General features: G+C 39.8%; 12 protein-coding genes. All 12 read right to left on the bottom strand.

The genetic code is table 11. The annotated features are described in order from the left end of the window. Positions 1 to 3: 3 nt before the first annotated feature. Positions 4 to 369, bottom strand: a complete 366-nt coding sequence (locus ACYQ28_RS15260) for a cupredoxin domain-containing protein (protein WP_460051508.1) — start codon at positions 367 to 369, stop codon at positions 4 to 6. After that, positions 362 to 1,888 (bottom strand): ATP-binding protein, encoded by a 1,527-nt coding sequence (locus ACYQ28_RS15255; RefSeq protein WP_460051507.1) that lies wholly within the window; start codon positions 1,886 to 1,888, stop codon positions 362 to 364. Before ACYQ28_RS15255 ends, ACYQ28_RS15260 begins: the two co-directional genes overlap by 8 nt. A gap of 62 nt (positions 1,889 to 1,950) precedes the next feature. After that, on the bottom strand, positions 1,951 to 2,619 hold the full coding sequence (locus tag ACYQ28_RS15250; RefSeq protein WP_460051505.1) for a response regulator: 669 nt from the start codon (positions 2,617 to 2,619) through the stop codon (positions 1,951 to 1,953). 14 nt (positions 2,620 to 2,633) lie between these two features. Next, complete coding sequence (locus ACYQ28_RS15245) at positions 2,634 to 3,326, bottom strand: tetratricopeptide repeat protein (RefSeq protein ID WP_460051503.1); 693 nt, start codon at positions 3,324 to 3,326, stop codon at positions 2,634 to 2,636. Then, the gene (locus tag ACYQ28_RS15240) at positions 3,323 to 4,135 is read right to left on the bottom strand and encodes an SDR family oxidoreductase (protein WP_460051502.1); all 813 of its coding nucleotides are present in this window, start codon (positions 4,133 to 4,135) and stop codon (positions 3,323 to 3,325) included. The genes ACYQ28_RS15245 and ACYQ28_RS15240 overlap by 4 nt, the downstream gene beginning before the upstream one ends. A 22-nt stretch (positions 4,136 to 4,157) precedes the next feature. Then, positions 4,158 to 4,829, bottom strand: coding sequence for a TenA family transcriptional regulator (locus ACYQ28_RS15235; RefSeq protein WP_460051500.1), 672 nt, complete (start codon positions 4,827 to 4,829; stop codon positions 4,158 to 4,160). Continuing rightward, the gene (locus ACYQ28_RS15230) at positions 4,826 to 6,343 is read right to left on the bottom strand and encodes an AMP-binding protein (RefSeq protein WP_460051498.1); all 1,518 of its coding nucleotides are present in this window, start codon (positions 6,341 to 6,343) and stop codon (positions 4,826 to 4,828) included. The genes ACYQ28_RS15235 and ACYQ28_RS15230 overlap by 4 nt, the downstream gene beginning before the upstream one ends. 5 nt (positions 6,344 to 6,348) lie before the next feature. Then, positions 6,349 to 7,041 (bottom strand): thermostable hemolysin, encoded by a 693-nt coding sequence (locus tag ACYQ28_RS15225; RefSeq protein WP_460051496.1) that lies wholly within the window; start codon positions 7,039 to 7,041, stop codon positions 6,349 to 6,351. A gap of 673 nt (positions 7,042 to 7,714) precedes the next feature. Further along, on the bottom strand, positions 7,715 to 8,014 hold the full coding sequence (locus tag ACYQ28_RS15220; RefSeq protein WP_460051495.1) for a hypothetical protein: 300 nt from the start codon (positions 8,012 to 8,014) through the stop codon (positions 7,715 to 7,717). A gap of 15 nt (positions 8,015 to 8,029) precedes the next feature. Further along, positions 8,030 to 9,217, bottom strand: coding sequence for a Gfo/Idh/MocA family protein (locus ACYQ28_RS15215; protein ID WP_460051494.1), 1,188 nt, complete (start codon positions 9,215 to 9,217; stop codon positions 8,030 to 8,032). Positions 9,218 to 9,410: 193 nt separating this feature from the next. Next, complete coding sequence (locus tag ACYQ28_RS15210) at positions 9,411 to 11,087, bottom strand: class I adenylate-forming enzyme family protein (protein WP_460051493.1); 1,677 nt, start codon at positions 11,085 to 11,087, stop codon at positions 9,411 to 9,413. 47 nt (positions 11,088 to 11,134) lie between these two features. Continuing rightward, positions 11,135 to 11,830: an acetyltransferase gene (locus ACYQ28_RS15205; protein WP_460051492.1), complete on the bottom strand. Its 696-nt coding sequence runs from the start codon at positions 11,828 to 11,830 to the stop codon at positions 11,135 to 11,137. Between the last annotated feature and the right edge of the window lie 13 nt (positions 11,831 to 11,843).

Below are 11,843 nucleotides of genomic sequence, written 5' to 3'. Positions count from 1 at the left end.
AAATCACTCCGCGATAATCACGCCTTGCGCTGTGGTAATATTAAACTCGCCAAAAAAAGGATAAATTCCAGGCGCTAAAGGACCAATAAAAATAACCGATTTACTGTTACCAAGTATTACTTTTTCTCGGTTGAGCTCGTAACTTTCAAACTCTTCGGGAGTGCTGTCTTCATTGAGCACCAACAACTTGATCTTGACATTAGCGGGAACATGCAGCTCTGAAGGATAAAATAAATGATCTTTAATGCGCAGCTCGAACTCAGGTTTGGCTGCAAAGGTAAAAGACGCGCTCATGCACACAATCAAGGCAACAAACAATTTAGTTAGGCCTAAAAACCTTTGATTGCAAAACTTTCTCACACTATGCATTTGAGGTCTCGTCATTATATTTTTTAGGAAATTTCATACGAACGCAAAAGCCACCTAAATTTGGTGACGGAATGCTTCGAATCTTACCTTGGTGAGAACAAACAATCTCATTAACGATGGATAAGCCTAATCCTGATCCTTGAATATTAGAATTATTTTTATCACCATCGAGCCGATAAAATCGATCAAAAACCTTAGCGGTCTCTGCTTCTGGTACGCCTGGGCCAGAATCTTCAACTAAGATGTCGATAAAGTCGTCGTATTCGCTAATGCTTACCACGATAAAACAGTCGTTCTTGCCGTATTTGCTGGAATTATCCAAAAGGTTTCGAAATAAAATTTCAATAGCGAAAGGTTCGCAATCGAGCAATATATTATCGACTTCTTCATGGGTATTGAGTATATCTGTTTTTTCTAAACTCTGTAGATTATTAAAATTACCTAATTTTAAGGTTTCTTGTTCAAAAAAAGCTTCATCATCGCGAATGCAAATAAGAGGAATATTATCTTCACGATAAAGCCCCGAAACTCGTCGAGCGATGACATTACAGGTTTGATTACGCGATGCTAATACCGGATAAAAATCGGCAACCATTGCACCCAAGTGCTCAACCAGATTAATCGACTTAAAATTATTCGCAAACTGCTCGCCGCCAATTCTGTGTAGCGTTAATAACTGATCGATGGCACCTGACATTCTATCAATGGACTTTTTCATATCGTCGCAAACGGAATCTTGTTTCACGCTTTCTGGCAGGTTGTGGAGTTGTAACTTTAAAATAGCCAGTGGTGTTCTAAGCTCGTGAGCTGCGTCGGCAGAAAAACGTTTTTCACGATCGAAAGATATTTTTACGCGCTCAAATAAGCCGTTTAACGCACTCACAATTGGCGCCATTTCAACGGGGTATTTCTGTAATTCCAGCGCACTTAAATCGCGGGTATTACGATTGGCCAGTAAATTCGCCAATTGCGATAAAGGCGCTAAACCACGACGAATAATCAACCACACCAAAATACCCAACAAAGGTAATACCCAAATGGTGGGTAAAATGGCTTTTAAAATAATTTGCTCGGTTAAGGTCGTATAAGAATTTGATTGAAAACCAATCACAATATAGGGTTGAAACTGGTTAATTCTAAGATTAAATTCGGCGGCATCGTCTGTGACTCTCTCGGATAAGAAATCCGCTTTGGTTCGCCAACGATGAGCATTATAGCTGAAGGTATGAAAGCCAGGCTCATGTAAAAATAAAGGTTCTTTCGGTGCATTATTAGAGGCTATAGATACAACGCCATTGTCGATCACTTGAAAAAAAGTATGCTCGTCAAATAAATCACTCGGAATCGGTAATTTTAAAGCAACGGCTTCGTTTTCAGTTTGAACATAACTGGCATTATGCAGAGTTTTAACCAGAGTTTCGATAACACCAAATCGTTCGGTGACTTGGCTATCCAACAAATCAGCAGCGGATTTAGCACTTTCCTTAAAGCCGTGTAGCGCGGCAATAAAGTTGGTCAAACAAATTACCGAGAGCAGTACAACGGCGAGAAAGGTGCGTACAGAAGACGGAAAAATAGCGATTAACTCCCTACTTTAGGAATTAAATAACCAACACCTCGAATGGTTTTAATAAATCCTTCGGGAAGTTTTTTGCGCAGGTTACTAATGTGCACCTCTATGGCGTTACTGCCAATTTCTTCACCCCAAGAATACAAGTTACTTTCTAGAATTTGTTTGGTTTTTACCTGACCAACACCTTCCATTAATACCTTAAGCGTCATGTATTCTTTTTTGGGAAGCGAGAGTTTAACGCCGTCTACTGCGACTTCGTGTGTGGCGCTATCGAGCACTACGGTTCCAACAACAATTTCGTTACTGGTAGATACTAGGTTCACGCGTCGTGATAGGGCTCGTAATCGAGCCAATAATTCGGGCATTTCAAAAGGTTTTGATAAATAGTCATCGGCGCCTAAATCCAGCGCTTTTACTTTTTCGTCTACCGCATTGCGAGCGGTAAGAATAAGCACCGGCGTGGTGTGCTTTTGATTGCGAAGATGATTTAAAACACCGAAGCCGTCGATCTCTGGCAAACCTAAATCTAAAATCACTAAATCAGGTTCAAGCGAATCAAAATAGCGGAGCGCACTCTGGCCATCGTAGGCGCACTCCACCACAAAGTTTTCACGCACCAGCGCCTGAGACAACGCATTCGACAAATCTTTATTATCTTCTACCAAAAGCACTTTCATGCGTGATTACTTTCCTAACGGCCTGCGCCTTCAATTTCTTTTAGCGCAAGGCGAATTTCTTCTCTTCGACCAGAATCTGCCAAGGGACGATTTGGGCGATCTTTAGCCGCTAAAGCCTTGTTAAAGTACTTACGCGCTTCATCAAACTGTTTTTCTTCAACCAAGTACTGACCGTAAAAATAGTTTGGATCAATACCATCTGGATTTATAGCTAGGGCTTTATCCAAAAATTCTTTCGCCTTTTTGTTACTGCCAAAGGCTACCGGCCATCCGGGAACCCGTAAATGCAAAATACCTAAACTGGTGTAAGCAGAACCTTGAAGCGCAGTTGCGTCGTATTCGAGCGATTCTTCTAGGTCTTTTTTAGCCTGTTTGACTAATTTTAAAGCACCTAGACCACCTTTGGTACCGGCAGCGGTAGATTTGATGATACCACTCCAAGCATACAAGTTTGCATTTTTTGGGTATTGTTTTAGATAACTGTCAACGGTATCAAGGAGCTTATCAAAGCTCTCTTCTTGTTGATCTTCGTCGAGCTCGTAATAGATGTGTGCCCATTGATGCTGAAGATCACTTAAAGCCTCATCCGCTGAGTTAGCCGCCCAAGAAGTTGCAGAGAGAAAACTCGCAACGAACACACAAATTGCCGTTGTCATTTTGAACGGATTAAACCCCAATCGTTGGTAAACAACTGTTATAGAACTCATGATGTAACCCCTTCACGCTTGCAAAATTTAATAATGGTAGACAATTTTTTTTGAATAGATTTATCAACAACATTAGGCAGTAAAGCATTAATGCGAACAAATAAGGACTCGGGAAATCCCAAATACAGATTACTGCGCGCCTTATTTTTTATGGCTTTAATTAACTGCTGGGCAACCCAGCTCGGTTCATCAACGTGATTGCCAAGCTCGGTATTTAAGTCGTCAATTTCCGCTGAATTTAATGCCGTTTTTGTGGCTCTTGGCGCAAAATATAAAACATCAATAGGAGAATTTGCCAATTCACGACGCAGGGATTCTGACAAGCCACGTACACCAAATTTGGTAGCGCAATAAACGCTAGAACCCGGTAAACCAATGCTGCCAAGAATGGAGCCAACGTTGACAATTAACGCTTTGTTGGTACGCTTTTGTTGATTGTAAGCATCAACAAAATCACGGCACAACATGGTAGGAACGGTGAGATTCGTGAACATCATGTTAGCGATATCACTATCGCTCATATCACTAAGTAGGCTTAGGTCGTTCACGCCCAAGCAATTAATAATAATATCTGCTTGATACTGTGACATAACCTGTTTGAAGTTCATGCGATCTGATTTGTTTTTAAAATCAACCACGGTGTAGCTGACATCAACTGATGCCAGCTCGTCTTGCAAAAGTTTTAGCTTTTGTTCACTGCGACCGGCCAGCAACAACTTCGCGCCAGATAGAACAAGTTCTTTCGCAATCTCTTGTCCTATTCCTCCAGAAGCCCCAACCAATAGCACTTTAGAATTTTCGATTTGCATATCAATCCCGATCAATCGAAGATTATTGTTTTAATACCTGCGCCTGAGACTCCGCTAATTCAGAAAAGACATTAGCGTATAATTTATAGAAGTTTTTAGCCGCGTGAATAATTACCGCTTGTTCTGCCGGATCGGTAATTTGATTCATAAGACCTTCGTAAAATTTTACATGCTCTAAATCAAGCTCACCGTGAGAAGTAAGGTAACTAAACGCAGAATTTGGTAAATTTAAAGATGCCTGAATAACACCCGCCGCTTTAGTGGCTAACTGTGTGCTTGTGCCTTCTAAAACCAACACCATGCCAAAAAAAGCTAAGGGTGAAACGCGATCAATGGAATCATACGCATATGAAACCATCATATCAGTCGCAAAATTAGGAACGGATACGCGAGCTTGTTCTTTATTGTAACCACAGGCAGCGATATCGTTAAGCACCCATTCTTGATGTCCAGATTCTTCTTCAATGTATTCTGCAATTGCCACACGCAACCATTCTTGAGATTCCGTTAAACGCGAACCGCAACGCATCAATAAAGGCACTGTATGTTTCACGTGATGAAACGCTTGCTGTAAAAAAGCCACGTACAAATCTAAAGAAATATCACCGTGCAAACTGGCTTGAATAACATCTAACGTAAAAAGATTATTTTTTTCGGCTTCGGTTGCTTTAATTAATGTTTCGTAAAAGCTCATGTTAGCTCCGTTACAGATTCGTTGTACAACGCATCAATCAATGATTCGTTGTTTTGTGTAAAAGAAATTCTATTGATGCGACCGTTATAGGTTAAATACGGCTGCCATTGTTGTTTAGATAAACAGGTAAATTGTTTTACTTGCGCGTAAATAGGCAGATGTTCATTTATAGACAGTAATTGCTGCTGCAAGTGCTCAACAGGAATACCCACATCTACAATTTCTAGCGCTGCACTTAAATAAGGTTTTGCTTCACCTAAAACCAAGGCACGCACCACAAACGGAAATTTTTCCAATTCAGATTCAACCCACTCGGGATTTACATTGCGACCGTTACTTAATACCAAGGTATTTTTCTTACGACCAGAAATGTAGAGATAACCGTCTTTTAATTCGCCAATATCACCGGTGTAAACGGGGTCTGAAAGAGCCGTCCAACTGTTTGGATCACCAACGTAACCCAAGTTTGTTGAATTTCTAACGACAATTTCACCATCCACAATACTCACTTCGCAATGCGGCAAAATGTTACCAACGGAATCGATTGGATCTTGCAAACTGGCGTTAAGGGCTACAACCGAACCGCACTCAGACAATCCATAACCTTGATACACCGGCAAATTTAATTGCCGAGCTTGATTTAATAAATCGGCTGATACCTTGCCGCCGCCCACAGCGACAAAAGAAAAACTTGTTGGCAACGCCATACCTTGATGAACCGCTTGCAACAAGAGCTTTAATAATTGCGGTACTAAGATTGTGGTATTAGGTTGTACTTGATGCAGCTCCTGAAATAATGTCATTAACAACGCTGGTAGTTGTGTACGATCACTGCTTTTAGGCGAAAAAAGTAAATCGTTAACCGTATCGGAAAGATAAACACAACCGCCGCACATAAAACTGGCGTAAATACCGGCAATGTTTTCCAACAAGGTTGAGAATGGCATAAAACTAAAATGTACGGGGCTCTCAACATTAACCGCAGCCACTAAAGAACTCGCCACTTTTAACTGATGTTCAGCACTTAAACAAACACCCTTAGGGCTAGCCGTAGAACCCGAGGTGAAGGTAATTTTTTGCGTGCCTTGCGGTAAAGCATTCTGGCTTTCGGGTTTAAGCTTTAAATAATACAGGTTGGGTAAGCACTTAAGCGTATGAGCACTACCAACATGAGCTATTTTTGATTGTGTTAAAAATTTATCCAAATAAGCTTCTTCAAAAATAATCAAATCGATAGAAGCCTGATTTAGGCTGTGAAAAATTTGTTCGTCACTAAAGAACGTTGGCAACGGTAACGAGGTAATACCGTGATCGAACAGCGCCAAATCTAGCGCGATCCAACCAATGCTGTTTTTCGCAATAAAAGCAACACGCTGGCATTGTAAAGCGCTTAACTCTGTACTGATTTGACGAACTTTTTGATTCAACTCTGCATAAGTTAATGAATCATCGGCGGTGCGTATCGCAACATCGTCGTTACACTGCTGTAGAAAAATTTGAGCTAAATTACCCACCGTCTTTACCTAATTAATTTAGAAATATTATCGATGTCTAAATCTAATGATTTGGTAAACTCGCTATATTCGTAGATGGACTCAAGAATACTTTTTGCGTTTTTCAAAGAAGCCACCAAAACCATAGGCTTGGTGTCGTAATAAGTACCCCAAGATTTACCGCCGTCGGATAAACGACTTGGATCTGCTTCAGCTAGGGTAATTACTTCAAGTCCGGTTTTAGAAATAATGTGTTTAACCTGCGCAGTGGCGGTAAACACCATATGTTCGAAACCCGCTTGGTATAAAATTTTCGCTAGAATTAAAAAAACACTCAATGATGCGCCGGGATGCAAAGAGACCAAATTTCCAATTTCCACCAACTGACTGCGCAACACAGGCTTCATTAATTTACTTGCAACGGCCTGCTCTAAGGTTTCGCCTAAATACTGTTCGAGAAAGACCGCCTCAGCTTTTACCGGATTTACACCCACCAAACAAAGAGAGCGATCATTGCATCGAAAATCTAAAAGATGAGGTAAAAAGTGGCTAACTTGCGCACCGTAACAAGTCTCAAATTCACCTGCTATCTTCTCTTCCATCAATTTGCGAGAACTACGATCATTTGCATGAATGTCAGAATGCGTTATCTCAATCAACGAATGAATATTAGTTCTTTCGAAATAACGACGCAGAGATTTGTGTGATTGAGTTAACAAGAGCTCACCTCATAATTTAAATTCTCAGCAGGTTTTGCTGACAACACTAAAATTACGCTCTGAATCTTAGCGAAACCTTAAGGTGAGATAATTATTTGAGGGCGAGATCACAAAAATTGAAAAGAGACTTAGCAGGGAGTTTTACGTCGTTTTTCGCAATTTTTCGCAATTTTTCGCAATTTTTCGCAATTTTTCGCAATTTTTCGCAATTTTTCGATCAATATGGATCGAATTCGTACCACTATAAGCTTAAATTATAGAAGATGAACCACTAACAGACGGTTATTCGCGTATTTTTGATCAATGATTCGCCACTTTCGAGGAATTGGACCCTTAAGAAATCGTCGGATTCTTAAGAAACCAGCAAAACCTTAAGAAATGATCTGATCCGGTAACTTGTTAACTTGAGAAGCCTCAGATTAACTCATCCGAGATTTAATCCGAGGACAAAAGTTGAAAATGCGATTTCCAATTTCTTCACAATTTCAACCACTTACAGTTCTTGAAATTGGCTACACATCCTTGTCTCGCGGGAAACTCTAGGTTAATCGGAGTTCCCTTAACAAAATTAACCACAGAAGTATTATGGCAATAAGAAGCGCACCTTAAGCAATCGATTGAGTTTATTTGCGGCGTCTCAGGGCTTCTTAACAAGGTTCATTCCACTGAACAATTATCGATCAGAATCGACTTTACGTGCAACGAACTCGGTAAGATTTAACAAGGACGTTAAATTATTTTCTTTAACATCTTGTGGTGAAAAGCGGATATTAAATTCCTTTTGTACCATCATAAAAAAACGCAGCGAGTTTAGGGAATCAAGCAAACCATCTTGCTTAAAATATACATCGTCGTCACGAAAATTAAGATCGCCAAAAGACCGTAATAAATTAGTCAAAATTACTTTAATACGATCAAAATTAGCGTTACGCACCAAAGAGCTGGTTTCGTAAGATCTTGAAGAACTTGTCATAGAATCAACTTCCTTTCAGCCAAACTTTAACTCCAACAATTCGGGTTTTATGGGATTATTCATCGACAAGGTTTTTTTATTAAGCGCAGATTTATGTATCGCCTCCATCAGCTCTAAGCCTTCGTTAGCAATGCCATAGCTGTATGCGCCACTGAATAAATCAAGATCGTGATTTTTTGAGTCTCTGTGGTTTTTACGGTAAATAATGGCGTTGGCAAAATCGGTGTATAAATTGGCAAAGGCTTCAATAAACCCGGACGGATGCCCTGCTTTAAAACGATTATAACGAGGTGCATTGGCCGTGTAGCAAAAACTGCCTCGTTCGATAATTTCACGTCTGCCATCGGCGTAATTAATGGTTAACAGCTCTGGCGAGGTTTGCTCCCAAAATGCAGAGGCATTATCGCCGAAGATACGCAGCGACATGCCATTTTTGTAGCCCAGAGCGGATTTACTTACCCAAAGTCGTGCAAAAAAATCCTGTTCATATTCAATCAGAGCAGAGGCATCATCAACAATATTATCAATTTTACCGTAGGTATTTTCTTGAGCACGAACCGTTACGGGATGTAACTTGGTTAAAAAATAAATTAATTGATGCAAATGGCACGTAAGGTCTAGGTGGATTGTAGGAATGCTTCCGTCATGTGTACGCCAAGATTGTATCGGCGAAACCTTTGCATGCTTTCCGCCGCGAATATAACCTTCTTGTGGCATTTCGATTTGAATTTGCATGAGCTTACCCAACTCTCCTCTTGAAATTCGAGTTCTAAGCTCGCGCACCATTGGATACGCAGAATAGTTATAGGTAACCGATAAAAATCCGTTATTCTTTTTTAATGCCGAATTAATACGTGCAGAAGACGCTAAATCATTGGTTAAAGACTTCTCACAAATCACCGGAATATCTAGACTTAACGCAGAAATAACCATCTCTTCGTGAATGGGTGTTGGTGTTAAAATCACAACAGCGTCGATCTCATTTTTCTCAGCAATTAAAAGATCCTGCCAATTATCATACAACCGATCTTGAGAAATACCGTAGGAGAACGCAGTTTCTTCGTTAACGGGATAATTTGAGCTAAAAGCGCCAGCAACAAGCTTCCATGCATCGTCTAATTGGCTTGCACAGAAATGAGTGTAGCCAACCGCCGAGTTTACACCACCGCCGATAAAAGCCAATTTAAGAGTATTTGCGCTCATAGTAGTATTCCAGAATTAGACATTTATAATAAAACTAAAAAATGGGAACCTTCGATTAACGCAACCGTAATTTAGTCAAAGGTTTCTGCTCACTAAAACAAACCTAGAGAAAACCTAGAGAAAATTACGAATGAGTTAATTAGATGCACCTAAAAAACATTATTGTTGCATGATTTTTTCTTATAATTAGTCGTCAATAATTAAAACAAAAATATCGCCCTATTTTTTCTAAATAATCACGATCATAAGTGGTCACGTATTCTGCGAGTTTTACTCGACGTATCTTACCCAACTCTGTCTTTGGCACTTCGTTTAATACAAAGAAATGTCTGGGTAATTGATAGTTCTCGCACTTATCAAGAAGAAAAAGACAAAAATCGTAAAAATTTACCGTAACTTCTACATTTAAAGATGGTGGCTCTATTACCAGAGCAACAACTTCGCCCAAACGGTCATCAGGAAATGGAATTGCGTATAAGTTATAGTTTTCATTCCAACCAATGTCCTTGTTAGCGGCCAGATATTCCTTAGCGAGATTCTCCACAAATTCTGGATAAACCTTTGTGCCACCAACATTTATACGCTCTTTTTTTCGACCAACAAAATACAAATATCCATTTTCATCACAATAACCCAGATCGCCGGTATGCACATAAGATTTTGAAATAAAATCTGTGTTGTTAAATTCAATATAGCCCATAAATGCTAAGGGTGATTTTATGCAGATCTCGCCCACTTGATTAACATCAACAGTAGTACCAGAATCATCCAGAATATGAATATCTACTTGAGAAATAGGTTTGCCAACAGAGTTAAATGAGTTATCCAATAACATATGCTCGTTAAGCTTCAAAGAGGTCGCTACCGCAACCTCGCTTGCACCATAACATTCGTAAAATTCAAAATTCTTCTTAGCAACGATGTTTACGCGCGTATCATTATCGAGTTTAGCGGACGAAGAAATAAGCTTTTTAAGTGCGCCAAGATTAAATAAACGCTCATCAGAATCGGCTAATAGATTTTTAATCTGTGTTGAAACAAGTACCGCAACAGTCACTTTATAATCTAAAGCACTTTGTAAGAACAAATAATCTGAAAATCGTTCGAGCAAAACACAGTGCTCGCCGTACAATAAACTGGTAAAAAGAATTCGTTGTGCAAGTGAGTGATAAAGAGGCGTTGCAATAATAAATCGGTCATTGGCATCAAGTTCAAAAGTCGAAAAAAATGACTCCGCACGCTTGAGCTTTGTACCCTGCCCTAAACACATCCACTTGGGTGCAGAAGTAGTGCCCGAAGTTGTCGTTAAAATATAAGGCGGCCCAGAGTTATGATTGGATTTATCTAACAAAGCTTGGATATTATCTATAGCCGTAAAAGCGGGTTGCTTGTCCGTTTTTTTACATAAAATAGAACTAAGAAGATTACAACAACCCTCATTTTTAGGTCTCACATACCCTAAATTTTGTAACGTATTTTCTTTATTTCTAGCGTCAGCATTTGAATATATAACCATGTCTGGCCGATAAGAACGCAGTGTTTCGCAAAAATTCTCTTCGCTCACCTCTGGCGACAACGGCATAACAAGCCATTCTAGCTTTGCACACAACAGCAATATGAGCACAAAATCCAAATTATTCGAAAGCGCTGTTACAACCACACGCGGATGTTTTGAATCTGGCACAGCAAAATTATTCGCCAGTACATAACGTTCTAAATCGTCAACCAATTGCATCAGTTCGGTAAACGTATAACGAACACTTTGTTGGGAATTGCTTATTGTTAAAAAAAATGCATCGGTACCGTTTTTTTCTGACTCTCTTTGCGTTGGGTGTTTTGTTCTATTGTGTAAGATTTGTGTGTATAACATAGGTACAACTCAGGAGTGCTAGTGAGAAGCACTAATCACGCATAACATTATTTCAGCCATGCTAAATAAGCTTTACTGTCAAAATCGAAGGTTTCACCCGCCTGTGTAACAACAACATCACCGAGTTGAGTGTTTTTTGTCACCAAGGTATTAGCGCCAATATACGTGTACGGCGCAACAGAAACGCCATGAGCGACACAGGCATTAACGCCCATAAAACAATGCTCACCTATACTCACACCACCTGCCAGGCTAACACCAGAATTAAGCCAACTATAATCGCCTACAACACAGTCATGACCAATATTAACTCCGCTTGCGATAAAAACACTGTCGCCAATACGGGAGTTACAATGGATTGTGGTATTGTTTAAAATAAATCCAAACTCACCAACCGTTACATTTCTGTGCAGTTCAAAACTTTTGTGAATGAATCGAAATAGTTTAAAACCTTGATTCTTAAGCGTATCCGTAATTCGTTTACGAATATCATTCATTTCAGAAAAACCCACCGCAATGGCAATGGTCACGTCTTTGTTGGAAAATTGATGAATAAATTCGGATAACGGAATCAGAGGTAGATGGCAAATGTTGGAAGTTAGGCAATACTCATCTTCGCAAACAAATGCAATCACATTATGATCTTGGACTATGTATGAAAACAGCGTTTCCGCCATTGCACCACTGCCATAAATAACAATGTCTTCACTCGTGGCTGGATTAAAGTGATTATTAGGATTCATGAACGACTCGATT

It is taken from the genome of Sessilibacter sp. MAH1, assembly GCF_054658315.1.
The sequence above is the reverse complement of the archived record's forward strand: the minus strand, read 5'-3'. Positions and strand labels throughout refer to the sequence as shown.

Bases quoted from the DNA above. Each gene is read 5' to 3' on its own strand.
- ACYQ28_RS15245 (WP_460051503.1), bottom strand. From the start codon at position 3,326: ATGAGTTCTATAACAGTTGTTTACCAACGATTGGGGTTTAATCCGTTC.
- ACYQ28_RS15260 (WP_460051508.1), bottom strand. From the start codon at position 369: ATGCATAGTGTGAGAAAGTTTTGCAATCAAAGGTTTTTAGGCCTAACT.
- ACYQ28_RS15215 (WP_460051494.1), bottom strand. From the start codon at position 9,217: ATGAGCGCAAATACTCTTAAATTGGCTTTTATCGGCGGTGGTGTAAAC.
- ACYQ28_RS15235 (WP_460051500.1), bottom strand. From the start codon at position 4,829: ATGAGCTTTTACGAAACATTAATTAAAGCAACCGAAGCCGAAAAAAAT.
- ACYQ28_RS15250 (WP_460051505.1), bottom strand. From the start codon at position 2,619: ATGAAAGTGCTTTTGGTAGAAGATAATAAAGATTTGTCGAATGCGTTG.
- ACYQ28_RS15205 (WP_460051492.1), bottom strand. From the start codon at position 11,830: ATGAATCCTAATAATCACTTTAATCCAGCCACGAGTGAAGACATTGTT.
- ACYQ28_RS15210 (WP_460051493.1), bottom strand. From the start codon at position 11,087: ATGTTATACACACAAATCTTACACAATAGAACAAAACACCCAACGCAA.
- ACYQ28_RS15220 (WP_460051495.1), bottom strand. From the start codon at position 8,014: ATGACAAGTTCTTCAAGATCTTACGAAACCAGCTCTTTGGTGCGTAAC.
- ACYQ28_RS15240 (WP_460051502.1), bottom strand. From the start codon at position 4,135: ATGCAAATCGAAAATTCTAAAGTGCTATTGGTTGGGGCTTCTGGAGGA.